Origin of the sequence: Micromonospora pattaloongensis (assembly GCF_900107255.1) — a bacterium.
GTDB classification, from domain to species: domain Bacteria; phylum Actinomycetota; class Actinomycetes; order Mycobacteriales; family Micromonosporaceae; genus Micromonospora_I; species Micromonospora_I pattaloongensis.
In genome coordinates this window covers 1,058,338-1,075,707 of sequence record NZ_FNPH01000001.1, presented here as the reverse complement: position 1 = coordinate 1,075,707, position 17,370 = coordinate 1,058,338, and the positions used below count along the sequence as shown (strand labels likewise).

17 protein-coding genes are annotated in these 17,370 nt (G+C 72.7%); 3 read left to right on the top strand and 14 right to left on the bottom strand.

Going from position 1 to position 17,370, the window contains the following annotated elements; all coding sequences use genetic code 11:
- Positions 1–316: 316 nt before the first annotated feature.
- From BLW47_RS25525 to BLW47_RS05200, 4 genes are all read right to left on the bottom strand, one after another.
- A complete protein-coding gene (locus tag BLW47_RS25525; RefSeq protein ID WP_091551946.1) occupies positions 317–502 on the bottom strand; it encodes a hypothetical protein in 186 nt (61 codons plus the stop codon).
- 166 nt (positions 503–668) lie between these two features.
- A complete protein-coding gene (locus BLW47_RS25520; protein WP_091551943.1) occupies positions 669–1,064 on the bottom strand; it encodes a hypothetical protein in 396 nt (131 codons plus the stop codon).
- A gap of 135 nt (positions 1,065–1,199) precedes the next feature.
- Complete coding sequence (locus BLW47_RS05205) at positions 1,200–1,427, bottom strand: DUF397 domain-containing protein (protein WP_091551941.1); 228 nt, start codon at positions 1,425–1,427, stop codon at positions 1,200–1,202.
- The gene (locus BLW47_RS05200; protein WP_091551938.1) at positions 1,391–2,272 is read right to left on the bottom strand and encodes a helix-turn-helix domain-containing protein; all 882 of its coding nucleotides are present in this window, start codon (positions 2,270–2,272) and stop codon (positions 1,391–1,393) included. Before BLW47_RS05200 ends, BLW47_RS05205 begins: the two co-directional genes overlap by 37 nt.
- Before the next feature lie 559 nt (positions 2,273–2,831).
- Between BLW47_RS05200 and BLW47_RS05195 the strand changes: the two genes are divergently transcribed.
- On the top strand, positions 2,832–3,119 hold the full coding sequence (locus tag BLW47_RS05195; RefSeq protein ID WP_245736358.1) for a hypothetical protein: 288 nt from the start codon (positions 2,832–2,834) through the stop codon (positions 3,117–3,119).
- A 138-nt stretch (positions 3,120–3,257) separates the two neighbouring features.
- Here the strand turns inward: BLW47_RS05195 and BLW47_RS05190 are convergent, their stop codons facing one another.
- On the bottom strand, positions 3,258–4,250 hold the full coding sequence (locus BLW47_RS05190; RefSeq protein WP_245736356.1) for a Stk1 family PASTA domain-containing Ser/Thr kinase: 993 nt from the start codon (positions 4,248–4,250) through the stop codon (positions 3,258–3,260).
- Between the two features lie 214 nt (positions 4,251–4,464).
- Between BLW47_RS05190 and BLW47_RS05185 the strand changes: the two genes are divergently transcribed.
- Entirely contained in the window at positions 4,465–5,634 is a 1,170-nt protein-coding gene (locus BLW47_RS05185) for a hypothetical protein (protein ID WP_091551937.1), read from the top strand.
- Between the two features lie 25 nt (positions 5,635–5,659).
- Here the strand turns inward: BLW47_RS05185 and BLW47_RS05180 are convergent, their stop codons facing one another.
- Together BLW47_RS05180 and BLW47_RS05175 are read right to left on the bottom strand one after the other, a co-directional pair.
- Positions 5,660–7,141 carry a glutamate-cysteine ligase family protein gene (locus BLW47_RS05180; protein ID WP_091551935.1) on the bottom strand — a complete coding sequence of 494 codons (1,482 nt, stop codon included), beginning with the start codon at positions 7,139–7,141 and terminating at the stop codon, positions 5,660–5,662.
- A 251-nt stretch (positions 7,142–7,392) separates the two neighbouring features.
- On the bottom strand, positions 7,393–7,971 hold the full coding sequence (locus BLW47_RS05175; RefSeq protein WP_091551933.1) for a YceI family protein: 579 nt from the start codon (positions 7,969–7,971) through the stop codon (positions 7,393–7,395).
- Positions 7,972–8,087: 116 nt separating this feature from the next.
- Here BLW47_RS05175 and BLW47_RS05170 point away from each other — a divergent pair, with 116 nt between their 5' ends.
- On the top strand, positions 8,088–8,573 hold the full coding sequence (locus BLW47_RS05170) for a MarR family winged helix-turn-helix transcriptional regulator (RefSeq protein ID WP_425435344.1): 486 nt from the start codon (positions 8,088–8,090) through the stop codon (positions 8,571–8,573).
- A gap of 298 nt (positions 8,574–8,871) precedes the next feature.
- On the opposite strand, the gene BLW47_RS25880 is transcribed toward BLW47_RS05170, so the two are convergent.
- The 7 genes from BLW47_RS25880 to BLW47_RS05135 all read right to left on the bottom strand — a co-directional run bounded on the left by BLW47_RS25880 (position 8,872) and on the right by BLW47_RS05135 (position 17,349).
- On the bottom strand, positions 8,872–9,687 hold the full coding sequence (locus tag BLW47_RS25880) for a helix-turn-helix domain-containing protein (protein ID WP_091551930.1): 816 nt from the start codon (positions 9,685–9,687) through the stop codon (positions 8,872–8,874).
- A gap of 93 nt (positions 9,688–9,780) precedes the next feature.
- A complete protein-coding gene (locus BLW47_RS05160) occupies positions 9,781–10,929 on the bottom strand; it encodes an acyl-CoA dehydrogenase family protein (RefSeq protein WP_091551928.1) in 1,149 nt (382 codons plus the stop codon).
- A gap of 55 nt (positions 10,930–10,984) precedes the next feature.
- Positions 10,985–12,517 (bottom strand): acyl-CoA carboxylase subunit beta, encoded by a 1,533-nt coding sequence (locus BLW47_RS05155; protein ID WP_091551925.1) that lies wholly within the window; start codon positions 12,515–12,517, stop codon positions 10,985–10,987.
- 153 nt (positions 12,518–12,670) lie between these two features.
- Positions 12,671–13,351, bottom strand: coding sequence for a chaplin family protein (locus tag BLW47_RS05150; protein WP_091551924.1), 681 nt, complete (start codon positions 13,349–13,351; stop codon positions 12,671–12,673).
- A gap of 254 nt (positions 13,352–13,605) precedes the next feature.
- Complete coding sequence (locus BLW47_RS05145) at positions 13,606–14,796, bottom strand: hypothetical protein (protein ID WP_091551922.1); 1,191 nt, start codon at positions 14,794–14,796, stop codon at positions 13,606–13,608.
- A gap of 121 nt (positions 14,797–14,917) precedes the next feature.
- Entirely contained in the window at positions 14,918–15,826 is a 909-nt protein-coding gene (locus tag BLW47_RS05140) for a hydroxymethylglutaryl-CoA lyase (protein ID WP_091551920.1), read from the bottom strand.
- Between the two features lie 185 nt (positions 15,827–16,011).
- Positions 16,012–17,349, bottom strand: a complete 1,338-nt coding sequence (locus BLW47_RS05135; protein WP_091551918.1) for an acetyl-CoA carboxylase biotin carboxylase subunit — start codon at positions 17,347–17,349, stop codon at positions 16,012–16,014.
- Between the last annotated feature and the right edge of the window lie 21 nt (positions 17,350–17,370).

Sequence of the window (17,370 nt, the reverse complement as noted above, 5' to 3'; positions counted from 1 at the left end):
GATGCCGGAGTTCCCATACCGCGACGCGATGCACCCGTACGGGGTGCGGATCGGGGAGGCGCCGGGGCCGCGCCCGGATGCGCGGGTGCCGGGCGCGCGGCGACGCTGATGCGGTGAACGCCGACCTCGCCCTGCTGCTCGCGACCGCCGCGGTGTGGCTCGCCGCCGGCGTCATCGTCGAAGGGCTGCCGCGGACCCGCTCGGCACGGGCGCTGCGCCGCCGGGCGGTCGGCATGGTCGTACTGGCCGGGGCGGGACTCGCCGCGATGGCGGGCGGGACGCTGGCCGCGCTCGGCACGGCGGATCGGGGACCCGATCACCTGCTCGCCGCGTTCGCGCTGCCGGCCGGACCGGCGTTCGCGGTGGCGGCGGGGACGCTGCGCCGGCTCCGCCGGTTGTGCCGCACGGCGGCCGCGTTCGCCACCGCGCCCCGGACACCCGCCGCGCCGACGCTGCGGGCCTCGGCCGCGCATCCCATGGTGGCGCTGCCGGTGCAGCTCACAGGCCTGGCGATGCTACCGGGAACGGTCGCGGCGACCGGCGTCGTCGAACTCACCGGCCCCGCCGGAACCGGTCCGGTGATCACCGCCGCCGTGATCGCGGCGGCGGTGATCGGCGCGCGTCACGCGCTCCGACACAGCCGGCTCGTCGAGCGGGTGGTGGCGCCGTCAGCGACCGCGGGTCATGTCCTGCGCGTACAGCAGTTCGAGGATGGACCGGGCGGCCTCGAACCACCGGTCGAGCCACTCCGCGCTCGGCGCGTTGCCCTTCGGCGGCAGCTCCATCAGCAGGCCACGCAGGACCGGGTGATCCGCCAGCGAAGCGCCACCGGACGCGTCGAGCCAGCCGGCCGGCGGGAAGACCGGCTCCTTCAGCCCGCTGTCGAGTGAGGGCAGCGCCGGACGGTCGGACGACGCACGAGCGGCAGCGGAGCCGTTGCGCGGCGCGAGGTCGTCGGCGGTGTCGCCGTTGAGCGCGTCGCGGCGGCTACCGCGGTACTGGCTCCCGAACCGATCCTGCGTCGCCGAGCCGTTGGTCAGATTCTCGGACCCCATGGTCATCACCTGTCGCCTGTCCCTCGCTCGGTCTGCGAACCCGCGCGGCGGGTTGACGCGGCATCCGCCGCGCCGTTGGGTACAACGACGTGTCGCCGCGCCGGCGACGGGCACGGACGGGTGACAACCGCCACGCGGAAGGCGTCAGACCAGGTCGAACTCCCCGTCCCGCGCGCCCCCGACGAAGGCGTCCCACTCGTCCGGCGTGAAGATCAGCGCCGGGCCGGTGGGGTTCTTCGAGTCGCGGATGGCGATGGCGCCCCCGACGAAGGCGACCTCGACGCAGTTGTCGCAGTTGGGTCCGCTGCGCGAGCTCTTGCGCCACTCGGCGGCGGTCAGGTCAACCCGGAACCCCTTGATCTCAACGTCCACAATGGCTCCTTTGCCAGCTTTGCGATAACCGACACGGACTCCTCCGGTCGGAGGGCGGCGGCGCAGACGTGGTCGAAGATGAAGACGTACTTCCGCAGCTCCTCCGCCTTCTCCAGGAACAACCCGCCGGTGGCGTTCTCCGCGTACACCACCGCCGGATCGTTCGGCTCGGGGAAGTCGAGGATGGCGAAGGTCCCGTCCATCCCGGCGTGCGCTCCGGCGTCGAACGGCAGGATCTGCAGCGTCACGTTCGGCAGCTCGGCCGCTTCGAGAAGCCGCTCCAACTGCGCGCGCATCACCGCGTCACCGCCGACCGGTCGGCTCAGCACCGCCTCATCGAGCACCACCCGCAGGTCGATTGGATCGTCCTGGATCAATAACGATTGACGGCCCAATCGGACGCGCACCCGCCGCTCGACCTCGTCGGCCGTGATGTCCGGCCGGGCCGCGCGGATCATCGCCCTGGCGTAGTCGGCCGTCTGCAGCAGCCCGGGCACCACCTGCTGCTCGTACGCCCGGACGGAGGAGGCCGCCGCCTCCAGCCCGACGTACGCGCCGGTCAACACCGTGCTGTACGGGTGCCACCAGCCCTTCTGCCGCGCCTCCCGCGCGATCTGCACGAGCTCGTCGCGCTCCGCCCCGGCAGTGCCGTAGATCGCGAGCATGTCCCGGACGTCCCGCGGCGTCGCGCTGGTGTGCCCCGTCTCAATCCTCGACACCTTGGACGCCGAGCACTCCAGCAGCTCGGCGACACCGTCGATCGTCACCCCGGCCGCCTCCCGGCGTCGGCGCAGCTCGGCGCCGAGCCGGCGGCGACGGATGGTCGGGCTCCGGCGCTCGGTCACCGGTCACCTCCGTAGCAGGCGGTCGGGCGAGCGCACCGTAGCCGTGTCGACGCGGACGGCGGAGCGGGGAACCGTCGCGGCGTCCCGCTCCCCCGGCAGCCCCGCCGGGACATCAAGGATCAATTCCGCCCGAAACAAGGCAGGTACGCAGGCCCACATTGCAACTTGCATTGAGCATACGGTTCGTGCACCCTGTGCGTATGCCGTGGGTCACTCAGCGTGGCGGATCGACCGGAGAAGGCGCTGGCCGCCCTCTCCAACGATCCACCGGGCGCGGGGCGACGGCATCACAAAAGCATGCCGGGGCGGCGCCACCGGAATCCCGGAGGGACGCCGCGCCGCATCGGTGGAGACGCTGACACCGCGGCGACGGCTCCGGGGCGACGGCGGTCAGCCGACCCCGGGCGCGGGCAGGCAACCACGCTGGATGCCCGCGGGTCGCGGCGGGAGTACCGCACGGGTCGACTCGACCGGGTGATCTGTGGGATGCGGACGGGGGTCCGGGGTAAGACGCGAACGATCGCACGGCCAAAATGGCAGATTCGGGACAGGAGTCGATGTGCTACCCCGCTCTGGTGACGTCCTCCATGTAACCCGCGCGGCGAGCGTGCAGTTCGCCGAGCCCCTGCTCTTCCGGGTGATCCGGGTGCACGACTGGCCCACCTACGACGGCTGGATCTGGCTCGACGGGTACGAGCTCAACGCCGCCGGCGACGCCGTGGAACGGCGATCGATCTTCGTGCAGGCCAGTGGCCTCCGCCAGGTGCACCCGGCCGCCGAGCTGCGCTCGCGCGGGATCCGCCGGGCCCCCGCCGTGCCGGCGCGGGTTCCGGCGCGCGCCGGCTGACCCGTCGCGTTCACCCGCGCGCCGCCCGACCCACGACGCCGACCGCGCCGCACCGCGTACTGCCGACGCGTCGGTTCGCCTACCGCCGGCCACACGGCGGCGGCGCGCCGTCCCGGGAGGGAACGACTGACGCTGTGATCATCGGGTGCGGGTCGGCTGCGGCGAGGCCGTCGGGCCGGAGGTGCCGGGCGCGGTCCGTGGCACGGCGATCACCAGTGTCACGGGCTCTCCCGGTGACACCGCCGTCCCCACCGGGGGGTCCGTCTCGATGACGGTGCCCGCCGGCTGGTCCGAGCCGCGATACTCCAGCCGATAGATCAACCCGGCGTCGTCGAGCGCGGCACGCGCGTCGGCCTCCGGCAGTCCGATCACCGACGGCACCTGCGCCGGTGCGGCGGTCGTCGCCGACGGCGTCGGCCGAGCGGTCGTCGGCGCGGCCGTGGTCGGCCGGGGCGCGGGTGCGGTCGTCGCAACGGCGCTGGAGGTCGACGGCGATGGCGACGGCAGCACCGGACCGGTTCCGGCGTCACGCGACTGAAGAATCAGCCATACGCCGAAGCCGATGACGCCCACCAGCAGCAACGCGACCAGACCGAACAGGATCGGGAGCCACCACCGGCGGTTCCCGTCCTCGGCGAGCGGCTCCCAGCCGCCCGGTTCCGGGCCGGGCAACGGCCCGGCCGTGCGCGGCGGCACCTCCGCGCGGCCCGCCCACGCCGCACCGGGCGACAACCGCCGCGTCGCGTCCCCGCCGGGCAGATGACTGGTCTCAGCGCCCCGCGGCATCGGGGCGGTTTCGTCGCCCCGCGGCAGCCGCGCCGTTTCATCGCCCCGCCCGAGCTGCGTGGTTTCATCGCTCCACGGCATGGGGGCGGTCTCGTCGCCGCGGGACAACGACATGGTCTGCTCCGGGTTCTCCGGAGCCACCGCGGGGTCGGACGGCTCCTGCGGCGCGCCACCCGGCTCGGGGCGCGCGTCGCGCTCCGCATCGTCGTCGGTCGTCGGATCGTCGTCCCGGAACGGATCGAACGCCTGCGTACGATCCGGCGCCTCCCCCGGGTTCACCTCCCCCCGGTCCGCCGCCGCATCGCGCTGCGCCGACTCGCGCCGCTCCTGACGGTCGTCGGTCATGTCACGTCCTCTCGCGCGCGGTCGAAGCGATCCGCCGTCACCAAGTTATCCGGCCGGTGTCTCGTTCGCCGCGTGCGGCGCGGCGCCGGGCGCGGCCGCGTATACCGACCGACGCAACGGTCACGCGCCACGCATCGTGATCACGGGGATACGGTCACCGGTCGGGACAGCCGAAGGCTCGCCCCGACACGGGGTGAGCGCTACGCTGCCCGGCATGGCCGTTCGAGGCTGGGGAGCGATCGCGAGCGCGATCGGCATTGCTGCTGGCGCCGGCGCGGCACAGCTCGGGCTGGGCTACGGGCTCGGCATCGTCACCTGGTCCCCATCCGTCGGGTTGGCGGGCGAGGCGACGTGGATCGCCAGCCTCACGTGGGCGACCTGGATCGGCGCGACGTCCACTGTGCTCGGAGCGGTCTGCGCCCAGGCTCTCGGCGCCGGACGCGCGCCGTCGCCGGTCGCCGAGGACGCACCGTCACGGGCTTCCGCGTTCGCCACGGCGCTCTGGCGAACGGCGGTGGCGCTCGCCGCCGGGGTCGGGGCGCTCGTCACGGTGGCGCTCGTCGCCGTTCCGGCCCGCGACGCCACCCGCGCGGACACGTTCTCGCCGCAGACGATCGCGGCGGGGTACGCGGTGGTCGGCGTCGTCGTCGGGCTGGTCATCGCCGTCTGGGCGCTCGTCTCCCGGGCCGGCGCCACCAACGTCGTCGCCACCCTCGCCTGGTTGTGGCTGATCGCCGTGCTGGCGGTCGTGCACGGGGCGCTCTCCGGTCGTGGACTGACCGCCGCGCAGCTCGGGGTCTGGGAGATGACCGCCGACAGCGAGCGGTTCTGGTTCCGCAACTACTTCTACTGGCCCGGTGCGGCGTTGGCGCTCGGCTCCGCGCTGGTGATCGGTGCCCTCGCGGCCTGGCCGTCGGCGCGGCGCTCGGAGAACCGCGTGGGGGCGGCCATCTCCGGGGGTGTCGGACCGCTGCTGGTGGCCGCGGCGTACTTCCTGGCGGCGCCGCGGCTGGCCGGCATCCGCGGCGAGCAGTTGTCGGCGCATCTGATGGCGCCGTACGCGGTGATCGCCGGGCTCGCCGGCTCGGTGCTGGTGACCGCGCTCGTGCAGCGCGCGCAGCCGTCGCCGGCACCTCAGCCGGGCCCGGCAGCCGTCGCACCGGAGCGGGACGAGCCGGCCCCGTCACCGGCGGCCGCACAGGGGGACAGCGCCGCGCGCACCGACCAGCCGGCCCCCGTCTACTCGCCGTCCGGCCCGGCCCAGAGTTCGGGGTCGCCGGCGCGCGGCACCGCGTCCGTCACCACCGCCGTCCGCTCGACCGAAGCGGGCACCGCGGAGGCCGCCAAGGCCGGCCCCCGCCGCCCCGCACGTCGCCCGCACTGACACCGCCCCGCCGCGGGCAGGGGCGTCAATCGGGGATCGGCCAGGTGTGCACGGGGGTGTTGCCCTGCTGCAGTTCGCCGTAGCGCTGCAGCATCTCGTGCAGCGCCGCGGAACGGCTCAATCCGCGCCCACGCTCGGCCGCCCACACCGCCTCCGTCTGCCACACCGCGCCGTTGCGGCGCGTCCGGCAGCGCTCCTCGATGATGCCGAGGAGCCGGTCGCGGTCCGCCGGCCGCACCCCGAACCGGTCCAGCCCGGTGTATGCCTTCGGCAGCAGCACGTCCAGCACGAGATCCGTGATGCGCACCTCGCCCATGCGCGGCCAGTGCACGGTCGCCTCGATCCCGCGCCGCGCGGCCGCGTGGAAGTTCTCCTCGGCGGCGCTGAACGTCAACTGGCTCCAGATCGGCCGGTCCGCCTCCGCCAGCTCCCGCACGAGGCCGAAGTAGAAGGCCGCGTTGGCGAGCATGTCGACCACCGTCGGTCCGGCCGGCAACACCCGGTTCTCCACCCGCAGGTGCGGGCGGCCGTTCATCACGTCGTAGACCGGGCGGTTCCAGCGGTAGACGGTGCCGTTGTGCAGCCGCAGCTCGCCCAGCGTCGGGACGCCGCCGTTGTGCAGCACCTCGACCGGGTCCTCGTCCTCGCAGATCGGCAGCAGCGGCGGGAAGTAGCGCACGTTCTCCTCGAAGAGGTCGAAGATCGACGTGATCCAGCGCTCGCCGAACCACACCCGGGGCCGTACGCCCTGCGCCTTCAGCTCGTCCGACCGCGTGTCGGTGGCCTGCTCGAACAGCGCGATCCGGGTCTCGGCCCAGAGCTGCTTGCCGTAGAGGAACGGCGAGTTGGCGCCGACCGCGACCTGGGCGGCCGCGATCGCCTGGGAGGCGTTCCAGTAGCTCGCGAACGTGTCCGGCGCGACCTGCAGGTGGAACTGGACGCTCGTGCAGGCCGCCTCGGGAGCGATCGAGTCGGTGTGGGTGCGTAACCGGTCGACGCCGTGGATGTCCAGGCCGATGTCCTCGCCGCGTGCCGAGACGATCTGCTCGTTGAGCACGCGGTAACGCGCGTTCGTGGAGAGGTTGTCCACGACGAGGTGGCGCGCGGTGAGGGTGGGCAGGATCCCGATCATCATGATCGTCGCGTCCGCCTTCAACGCCCGCTCCTCGGCGCGCCCGAGGCTGGCGCGCAGATCCTCCTCGTAGTCGGCGAAGCCGGCCCCCTCGATGAGCCGCGGCCGCGCGTTCAGCTCGAGGTTGAACTGTCCGAGCTCGGTCTGGAAGGTCGGGTCGGCGAGGTTGGCGAGGATCTCGGCGTTGCGCATCGCCGGTTCGGCCCGGGGGTCGACGAGGTTGAGTTCGACCTCGAGTCCCGTCGTCGGGCGGTCGGCGTCGAAGCCGAAGTCGTCGAGCATGAGCGCGAACACGTCCAGGCACCGGCGTACCTTCTGGCGGTAGCGGACGCGGTCCTCCCGCGAGAATCCGCCCGGCGGGACGTCCTTGCCCATGTGCCCTCCCCGACGCGAGGTGTTGTCGACGCGGTCGCGGGGCTATATGCCCACCGTGCAGCCCGATGCAACGTCCACGGTAAGAGCGCCGACTCCTCTGGGCCAGAGACAGGGCGGGCTGCAGTCACCCGTACGTGAGCGGGTGAGAACGCTATGTCCACCCTTCCACATCCGGTCGGAGTCCTCCAGACCCCGGATACGGCGGCGTCCCGGCCGCCATCGTGGCGACCGGGACGCGACCGTGGCGACGATCAGGCCTGCCGGATGGCCTCACCCTCGATGTCAATCTTGATCTTCTTGCCCACCAGCACGCCGCCGGTCTCCAGCGCCACGTTCCAGGTCAGGCCGAATTCCTCGCGGTCGATCTCGGCGGTCGCCGTGAAGCCGAAGATGTCCTGCCCGTACGGGCTGCGGCCGACGCCCTCGAACTCGACCTCGAGGTCGACGGGACGCGTCACGCCCTTGATGGTCAGCTCGCCGGAGAGCACGAACTCGTTGCCGTTGATCTCCTTCACACCCGTGCTGCGGTACTCCAGCGTCGGGTGGTTCTCCACGTCCAGGAAGTCGGCGCTCTTGAGGTGGCCGTCGCGGTCGCCCTGGGCGGTGCCGATGCTCGCGGCCTGGATCGTCGCGGACACGGCGGACTGCAGCGGGTCCTCGCCGACGGTGATGGTGGCGGTCGCCTCGGTGAACTCGCCGCGCACCTTGCTCACCATCATGTGCCGCGCGCTGAAGCCGACGCGCTTGTGCGCCGCGTCGAGCTCGTACGTGCCGGCGGTCGGGATGGTGAGGCCGTTCCACTCGCGGGTGTTCAGGTCAGTGGTGGTCATGTTGCTTGCCCCTCCGGGACCAGATAGTTGAGGATGCCAACGGCTGACGCAACAACTATAGAACGAACAACATTCCCCGTGTCAAGTACTGCTACCATGGTCGGGTGACCGAGAACATGTCCGACGATCCGCGGATCACGGCGGTCGGCCTCTTCTTCGAGGCCCACGCCGGCCTCGCGGCCCGGTTCGCCGCCCAGTTCGCTGAGCACGACCTCTCCACCGTTGAGTTCGAGGTCCTGATGCGGCTGTCGCGCTCTCCCGGGATGCAACTGAGGATGACGGACCTCGCGGCCCAGACGTCGCTGTCGACCAGCGGCGTCACCCGCGTCGTCGACCGGATGGAGCGCGACGGACTGCTCTGCCGCCGCGCCTGCCCCTCCGACCGGCGCAGCTCGTACGCCGTCCTCACCGAGGCCGGGGTGACCCGCCTCAACCAGACGCTCCCCGGCCACCTGCGGCTGATCGAGGAGTGGTTCACCGGACAGCTCACGCCGACGGAGCTGCGGAATCTGCTCGACGCGTTGCGCAGCGTGCGGGACGCGGTGCACCCGGGCGCGACGGCCGGCAGCACCGAGACCGACCCCGCCGAACTCGGGGCGTAGCCGGCGGAGCCGGGGTGGACCGCACGGCGGGCCGGGGACCGGAGGCGGACCCGGGTGCGGCACCGCGTCAGCGTACGGCCGACACCGGCAGAAAGACCGGCAGAACTGCCGGCGATATCCGGACTCTCTCCGCCAACCAGACAGCTTTCCGTGCCCCGTGCGGCTACGGTTTCACGGCGAGAAGCACCACGGGGGGTGCCGGCGCGGACGACGAGCGAGGGGACTCTTGTCGGGGAGCGCTCGCCCGCGCCGACCCGGGGGCGTGTCGACAGCCGGCACTGGCCGTCCGTGAGGCGGCTCAGTGCCGGCTGTCCACGCCGCCGCCGGGTGCCGGCCGCCGCGCCTCCGCCGACCCGATCAACGCCCGCTGCCGCGGCAGCAGCGTGACCGCCCCGTTCCGGCAGATTTCGGCGAGGCGTTCGAGCGCGGACTTCCGCGCGGCGTCGTCGTCGGTGGTCGCCACGAGCCCCACCAGCGCCTCGACCACGTACCGCGGGTCGTCACCGCCGGTCAACGCCTCGGCCGCCGCCGCGAACCACTCCGCTGCCACCGCGCGCTCGCCCCGGTGCAGCGCCATCGACGCCTCGATCACCGCCGACAGGCCGTCCTCGCTGCGCTCCGGCGACGGCGCGTCCCACCCCCGCAGCTCCGCCAGCACCGCCGCCGCGTCGGGCAGCCGGCCGTCCTGCGCCAGCGCCAGTCCGATCGTGCCGAGCGCGAGCCCGACCAGGCCCACCACCTCGCCGCCCCGCAACGCCGACTCCGCCGACTCCGCCACGTCACCGTCGTCCCGACCAGCGAGGTCGACCGGGGGCGGCAGCGCGCGGCCGGGCGCCGACGCCGGACCGCGGCCAGCGGTCGGGGTCTGACCGCGCGCGGCAGCGAAGAACTCCGTACGGTCGTCGCCCGCGACCCCGAGCGCCGCGGCGAGCAGTTCGACGGTGGTGCGCTGGGGACGCGAGGAACGCCCCCGCTCCAGGTCCCGCACCGTCCGCACCCCGACCCCGGCCCGCCGGGCGAGCTCCGCCTGGGTCAGGTTGGCGGCGGACCGGCACCGGCGCAGCAGCACCGAAAACGGAATCATGCCCTGCTCAGGAGCATGATCCAGTGTCATGGACTGGAGATTACGCACCCGGTCCGACGGACGGGAGTGGTCCGTCGGCGTCGTGACGCTGGAGCGCTCGGATATCCGACAGCTGGCAGCGCGCTAGAGGCCGAGGTCCCGCGCGATGATCATCCGCTGAACCTCGGAGGTCCCCTCCCCGATCTCCAGGATCTTCGAGTCCCGCCAGAAACGCGCCACCGGGAACTCGTTCATGAAGCCGTAGCCACCGTGGATCTGCGTCGCCTCCCGCGCGTTGTCGACCGCGCTCTCGCTGGCGTACAGCTTCGCCATCGCGGCCTGCCGCTTGAAGTCCTCGCCCGCGAGCATCCGCGCCGCCGCGTCGTAGTACGCCAGCCGCGCGGTGTGCGCCCGCAACTCCATGTCCGCGATCTTGAACTGGATCGCCTGGTAATTGCCGATCGGCTGGCCGAAGGCCTGCCGCTGGGTGGCGTACCGGATGGACTCGTCGACGCAGCCTTGGGCGAGTCCGACCGCGAGCGCGGCGATGGCGATCCGCCCCTCGTCGAGAATCCGGAGGAACTGCGCGAAGCCCCTCCCCCGCTCACCGAGCAGGTTCGCCGCCGGCACCCGGCAGTCGTCGAAGGTGAGCTCGTGGGTGTCGGAGGCGCACCAGCCGACCTTCGAGTAGCCCGGTGCGACCGTGAAGCCCGGGGTGCCGGACGGCACGATGATCGTGGAGAGCTCCTTGGACCCGTCGGGCCGGATCCCCGTCACCGCGGTCACCGTGACCAACGCGGTGATGTCGGTGCCGGAGTTGGTGATGAACGCCTTCGAGCCGTTGATCACCCACTCGTCGCCGTCGAGCACGGCGCGGGTGGCGGTGCCGCCGGCGTCGGAGCCGAAGCCCGGCTCGGTGAGGCCGAAGCCGGCGAGCGCCTCCCCCGAGACCAGCTTCGGCAGCCAGCGCTCCTTCTGCTCCGCGGTGCCGAAGCGGTAGATCGGCATCGCGCCGAGCGAGATCGCCGCCTCGAGCGTGATCGCCACGCTGGAGTCGACGCGGGCCAACTCCTCCAGCGCGAGGCAGAGCGCGAAGTAGTCGCCGCCCATACCGCCGTACTCCTCCGGGAAGGGCAGGCCGAACAGCCCCATCTTCCCCATCTGCCGCACGACGTCGTACGGGAAGGTGTGCCGCTCGTAGTGCTCCGCGATCACCGGCGCGACCACGTCGCGGGCGAACTCGCGGACGCTCTGCCGCAGCGCTTCGTGCTCCTCGTTGAGCCGGAAGTCCATCGTTCCTCCTAGATTCCCACGGCATTCGTCCGGGTTCGGGCCGGACGTGTCCGCGTCAGACCGGCGTGACGCCGTGTCGGCGGCGCGAGAAGTGGCGATCCCGGCCGCGGGCGGCGGCGAAGCGGCGAACGAGTTCGGCCCGGAGCTCGTGCGGCTCGACGATGGCGTCGACCACCAGCTCGCTGGCGAGCCGGACGATGTCGATGTCCCGCTCGTACTCCTCGCGCCGGGCGGCGACGAACGCGGCCCGCTCCTCGGGGTCCGCGATGGCCGCGATCTTGTTGGCGTAGACCGCGTTGACCGCCGCCTCCGCGCCCATCACGGCGATCTTCGCGGTCGGCAGCGCGATGGTGGCGTCGGGCTCGAAGCCGGGACCGGCCATCGCGTAGAGGCCGGCGCCGTACGCCTTGCGCACCACCACGCAGATCTTCGGCACGGTGGCCTCGGAGATCGCCGTGATCATCTTCGCGCCGTGCCGGATGATGCCCTGCTTCTCCACCGCCGTGCCGACCATGAAGCCGGGCACGTCCGACAGGAAGAGCAGCGGTACGTTGAAGGCGTCACACAGCTGGACGAACCGGGCGGCCTTGTCGGCCGAGTCCACGAAGAGCACGCCGCCCTTGAACATCGAGTTGTTGGCGACGACGCCGACCACCTCGCCGTTCAGCCGGCCGAACCCGACGGTCAACTCCTTCGCCCACAGCGCCTGGATCTCCAGGAACGACCCGTCGTCGAGAAGCCCCTTGACGTACCGGCGCATGTCGAACGCCTGCCGCTCGCTCGCCGGCACCAACGCGGCCAGGTCCACCTTGGACGACGGCTCGACCGCAGTGGCGCTGGGTGGCTGCTGGGTCCAGTTGTCCGGCAGGTACGACAGATAGCGCTTCACCACGTCGAGCGCCTCGGCCTCGGTCTTGCACAGGAAGTGCCCCACGCCGGATTCGGCGCAGTGCACCCGCGCCCCGCCCATCTCCTCAAGGGTGGTCTTCTCGCCGGTGACCATCTCGACCATCCGGTCGGAGCCGAGATACATGCTGGCGTTGCCCTCGACCATCGCCACCACGTCGCAGAACGCCGGGATGTAGGCGCCGCCGGCCGCCGAGGGCCCGAACAGCGCGCAGACCTGCGGAATGGCGCCGGAGGCGCGCACCTGGTTCCAGAAGATCTTCCCGGCGCCGCGCCGGCCCGGGAAGAGCTCGACCTGGTCGGTGATCCGGGCGCCGGCCGAATCCACGAGGTAGACCATCGGATGCCCCGCGCCGTACGCGCGCTCGATGATCCGGATGATCTTCTCGACGGTCCGGGCGCCCCAGGAACCCGCCTTCACCGTCGAGTCGTTGGCCATCACGCAGACGGGTCGCCCGCCGATGGTGGCGACGCCGGTGACGACGCCGTCCGCCGGCAGCCCCTCGGCCATGGAGTTGGCGTAGAGCCCGTCCTCCACGAACGAGCCCTCATCGACGAGCAGGGCGATCCGTTCCCGGGCGAAGAGCTTGCCCTTCGCGGCGTTCGCCGCGTGGTACTTCTCCGCCCCGCCGGCCCGGACCCGCTTGCGCAACTGCTCCAGCGCCTCACCGTCGAGCGTCACGTGGACTCCCTCGCCGTCACCAACCTGAACGATCGTTAGGCTAGCGCATCTGGGCGGGCCCGGGCGAGTCGACCTGCGGACCGCAAACACGACGAGCGGGGCCCCCGCCGATGCGAGGGCCCCGCCGTGACTGTCGATCAGGGCGCGACGGGCTCAGCCGAGCGGAAGCCCGGCCAGGAGCCGCTGGGCCGCCCCGGCGACCGGGGTCATTTCCGCGTCCGCGGTGCCGCCGTCGGCGTCGTCGTCGCCGCAGGTCCCCATGGCGCCCGCGTCGTCGAGCACGCCCAGCCCGGTCCCGCACACGTTGATCGGCGCCTGCACCGGCGCGTACACCTGCGTGCCGGTCAGCACCCCGTCGTTACCACCGGTGCTCATCGCCGCGCCACCGGCGGCCGCGCCGGCGTCGTCGGCCGTCTCGCCACTCTCGCACTCGGCGACCGCGCCGGCGTCGCCCAGCAGCCCGAGCGCCGTGCCGCACAGGTTGATCGGCACCTGCACCGGCGCGTACACCTGCGTGCCGGTCAGCACCCCGTCGTTACCACCGGTGCCCATCGACGCGCCGGTCCCGTCTGCCAACGGGACGATCGGGGGCACGGCGCTGACGACGCCACCGGCACCGCAGGAGCCGGTGGCGAAGCCGTCGCCGGCGAGCCCGATGCCGGTGCCACAGACGTCCAGCGACAGGTCGACGGGGGCGACGATCTGCGTGCCGCTGCCGACACCGGAGTTGTCGACCCCGCCGAGGTCGGCGGCGTGCGCGGCGGTCGGCCCGAACAGGAGCGCCCCCGCGGCGAGAACCCCGACGCTCAAGGTCTTGCGAACCCAGGTCTTCATGATCAATCAGTACCTTCCGCTAATCGTCAAAGGATTGGTTCCGTTTTCCGCATGCGGTGCGATTTCGGGCGCGGCGGTGCCCGGGCGATTCACTGCTGCCCCGACCCGCCTGTCGACGTGCGCCCGCGCTCATGGCGTGATGTGTCGGCAGATCCCCGCCGATCCGGCGGATCAGAACGAATCTGCCCTGGACGCGACCCACACGGGTCACCGCGGATCCCCGCCGCCACCACCGGCGGCGACGTCACGGGTGACTAGTCGGGTGAGACGGTCGGGGCCTCGGCGTCGTGCCGCGGGACCCCGATGTCGGTCGCCGCCGGGGGCTGGCGGAACGCCAGCATGCTGCCCGCGACCGAGGAGATGACGACGGTGGCCAGGCCACCGTCGACCGGGGAGCCGCCGCCGTTCGCGGGGGCTCCCGGACCGGTGCCCAGGTACGCCCCGAGCGGGGCGGGATGGGTCCGGTCGGGCAGGTGCCTGCCCAGGCGGGCGGCCGACGCGCCGGCCGCCCGCAGCTCCGTGGCGACCGACCTCCGCCCGGAGGCACCGCTGTCGCTCGCCCCGACCCCCTGCCCCGGTTCGACACCGCCGGTGTGCCCGTCCGGGTCGTCGGGGGTCGGGGAAAGAACCGGGGTCTGCGGTTGGGCACCGTCCGGCCGGCCGGTGCCGCCGGCGATCGACCGCACCACGGGCCGCAGCGTCCCGGCGAACGGTGCGGTCAGGCCGTGCAGCACGTCGGTGGCCGGATCGAGGACCACGTCGACCGACGCGAACAGGCCCGTCGGGGCGGTCGGCGCATCGGTCGTCCCGAGCGGGGTGACCAGCCCTACGACGGCGCCGAGCGGGTCGCCGGTGCCGGCACGTCCGGCCCGGTACGCCGCTCGGACAGGGACCGCGTCCGCTCCGGCGGTCCCGGCGGCGTCCGCCGTCGGGTCGGTCGACGCGTGCGTCGATCCGGCGCGCGACGGATCCGCGGTCGGGGTCCCCCGGTCGACCGTCGCGCACGGCAGCGCGACGGCGGTGGCCCGGCGCACGGGCGCGAGCAGCTCGCCGACCGATGACGGGGTCGCGGGACCGGTGCGCCGCCCCGGGACGTCCGTCCCCGGCGTGACCGGCGCGCACGGTCCGTCACCGGCACGCCCGACCGCCCCGCTACCGGAGCCGTTGACGAGCGTGACCACGGGCAGATCGCCGACGGCGATCGTGACGGGCGTGTCGACGTCCGCGGCCCGGGCCGCACCGGCGGTGAGCAGCCAGGCCACTCCCGCGAACCCGCCGACGACGAGGGCACGTACGGCGATCCGCAGCGCGGACCGGCGCCGCCGGAATCGCGACCGTTCCCGCCCCGGCCGGTTGGCCGGCGGCGCCAGCGCCTCGCCCGTCGACCGGGCATGTTCCGATCGTGAGATCGCGCGCGCGGTGCGCCCGACTCCCGACCGTGTCATGTCCCGCCCCCGTCGACGACTCGTTCCCAGCGGGGATGCGGCAATTGCCCGAAATGCCCCACTGCACTGGGTAACGAGACGCTGACGGACGGGTCACGCGTTTCGCCAGAGAAAGTACTAACTAGACAAGACGGGTACGCGGGCCGGCCCGAAGCACCCCGGACGGCAATCGCCGACCGACGATCTCCTCGGCGAGCGCCGCTGCCTCGATCATCGCCTCCAGGTCGATCCCGGTCGCGATCCCCATGTCGTGCAGCATGTGCACGACCTCCTCGGTCGCGACGTTCCCGCTCGCCCCCGGCGCGTACGGGCAGCCGCCCAGCCCACCGACGCTGGCGTCGAACTCGGTGACGCCCAGTTCGAGCGCCGCGAGGATGTTCGCCAGCCCGGTGCCCCGGGTGTTGTGGAAGTGCAGCAGCAACGGGACGTCGGCGTGCCGGTCCCGTACCGCGCCGAGCAGCTCGCGGACCCGCCGCGGGGTGCCCATACCGGTCGTGTCGCCGAACGCGATCCGGTCCGCGCCGTCGGCCCGGACCCGGTCCACGATGCCCGCCACCCGCGCCGGGTCGATGTCCCCCTCGTACGGGCAGCCGAAGCTGGTCGCGATGATCACCTCGACCCGGGCTCCGGCGTCGTGCAGGAGCGCGATCAACGCGGCGATGTCGTCGAGGGACTCGGCGGTCGAACGGTTGACGTTCCGGCGGTTGTGCGTGTCGCTGGCCGACACCACGACCTCGATCTCGGTGAAGCCGGCGGCGAGGGCGCGCTGCGCGCCCCGGGAGTTGGGCACCAGCGCCGAGTAGCGCACCCGCGGCGGTTTCGCGGCCCGCTGCCACACCTCGTCCGCGTCGGCCATCTGCGGGATCGCCTTCGGATGCACGAACGAGACCGCCTCGATCCGACCGACGCCGGTCGCCGAGAGCGCGTCGATCAGCCGCACCTTCGCATCGGTCGGCACCGGATCCTCGTTCTGCAGCCCGTCGCGCGGCCCGACCTCGCGGATCGACACGGACTCCGGCAGTGGTTCCATCTGTCACCTCGCTGTGACGTCCACCCTGAATATTGTCGCGCGCGACTTCGCTCTGCGTCGGCTGCGGAGGCGGCGCCCGGCGGTAAGGCGCGACCCGGGCGCTTCCTATCGGTAAGCAGAGCAAAGGCGCAAACACGCATGCGTCCCGCGGATCCCCCGCCGGGCGGGGGATCCGCGGGAATGCGTCAGCGCATCCGGCCGACGATGCCGGTGTCGTAGTCGCCGGAGACGAACTCGGCGTTGTCGAACAGCTCCGTGAAGAACGGCAGGTTGCACTTCGGACCGGCGATCTCGAAGCCGGCGACCGCGGTCCGGGCCCGCTCGAGCGCCTCGGCGCGGTCGGTGCCGTACACGATCAACTTGGCCATCAGCGAGTCGTAGAACGGGGTGACCGTAGTCCCCGCCGCGTAGCCGGAGTCGACGCGCACCCCGTCACCCTCCGGCTCGACCCACGTCGTGATCGCCCCCGGGCCGGGCAGGAAGCGCTTCGGGTCCTCCGCGTTGATCCGCACCTCGATCGCGTGCCCGCGCGGGGCGAGCGCGGCCGGGTCGAAGGTCGGCGGCAGCCCGGCGGCGACCCGGAGCTGCTCCTCGACCAGATCGACGCCGTAGACGAACTCCGTCACCGGGTGCTCGACCTGCAGCCGCGTGTTCATCTCCAGGAAGAAGAACTGCCCGGTCGTGGGATCGAGCAGGCACTCCACGGTGCCGGCGTTGCGGTAGCCGACCGCTTCCCCTGCCCGCACGGCCGCGGCCAGCAGCTCGGCGCGCAGCTCCGGCGAGACCGCCGGGGACGGCGACTCCTCGACGAGCTTCTGGTTGCGCCGCTGCACCGAACACTCGCGCTCACCGAGCGCGACCACCCGGCCGTCGGCCAGCCCGAGAATCTGCACCTCGACGTGGCGTACCCGCGGGAAGTACCGCTCGATCAGGACGGAGCCGTCGCCGAACATCCGCTCCGCGAACGCGCGCACCTTGTCGTACTCCGTGCGCAGCGCCGCCTCGTCGGCGGCCACGCCCATGCCCATGCCGCCGCCACCCGCGGCGGCCTTGACCATCACCGGGTAGCCGATCTCCGCCGCGGCCGCGACCGCGGCGTCCACATCGGCGGCCGGGTCGGTCGTGCCGGGCGCGACCGGCACGCCGGCCGCGGCCATCAGGTTACGGGCGTTGATCTTGTCGCCCATCGCGCTGATCGCGTCCGCGCCGGGACCGACCCAGATCAGGCCGTTGGCCTCGACCGTACGGGCGAAGTCGGCGTTCTCGGAGAGGAACCCGTAGCCGGGGTGGATGGCCTGCGCGCCGGTGCTCTTCGCGGCGGCGAGGATCGCCTCGGTGTTGCGGTAGCTCTGCGCGGGGTTGGCGGGCCCGACGCAGACGGCCTCGTCGGCCTCCGCCACGAACGGCAGGCCCGCGTCGGCCTCCGAGTACACGGCGATCGCGCGGATGCCCAACCGGCGGGCCGTCCGGATGACTCGACGGGCGATCTCGCCCCGGTTGGCGACGAGCAGCGACTCGATCATTCTTTCCCTTTCATTGCGGTG

Excerpts from the sequence above, each read along its gene's own strand:
- BLW47_RS05190 (WP_245736356.1), bottom strand. The coding sequence starts at position 4,250 with ATGACCGACGACCGTCAGGAGCGGCGCGAGTCGGCGCAGCGCGATGCG.
- BLW47_RS05185 (WP_091551937.1), top strand. The coding sequence starts at position 4,465 with ATGGCCGTTCGAGGCTGGGGAGCGATCGCGAGCGCGATCGGCATTGCT.
- BLW47_RS05180 (WP_091551935.1), bottom strand. The coding sequence starts at position 7,141 with ATGGGCAAGGACGTCCCGCCGGGCGGATTCTCGCGGGAGGACCGCGTC.
- BLW47_RS05175 (WP_091551933.1), bottom strand. The coding sequence starts at position 7,971 with ATGACCACCACTGACCTGAACACCCGCGAGTGGAACGGCCTCACCATC.
- BLW47_RS05170 (WP_425435344.1), top strand. The coding sequence starts at position 8,088 with ATGTCCGACGATCCGCGGATCACGGCGGTCGGCCTCTTCTTCGAGGCC.
- BLW47_RS25880 (WP_091551930.1), bottom strand. The coding sequence starts at position 9,687 with ATGACACTGGATCATGCTCCTGAGCAGGGCATGATTCCGTTTTCGGTG.
- BLW47_RS05160 (WP_091551928.1), bottom strand. The coding sequence starts at position 10,929 with ATGGACTTCCGGCTCAACGAGGAGCACGAAGCGCTGCGGCAGAGCGTC.
- BLW47_RS05150 (WP_091551924.1), bottom strand. The coding sequence starts at position 13,351 with ATGAAGACCTGGGTTCGCAAGACCTTGAGCGTCGGGGTTCTCGCCGCG.
- BLW47_RS05145 (WP_091551922.1), bottom strand. The coding sequence starts at position 14,796 with ATGACACGGTCGGGAGTCGGGCGCACCGCGCGCGCGATCTCACGATCG.
- BLW47_RS05140 (WP_091551920.1), bottom strand. The coding sequence starts at position 15,826 with ATGGAACCACTGCCGGAGTCCGTGTCGATCCGCGAGGTCGGGCCGCGC.
- BLW47_RS05135 (WP_091551918.1), bottom strand. The coding sequence starts at position 17,349 with ATGATCGAGTCGCTGCTCGTCGCCAACCGGGGCGAGATCGCCCGTCGA.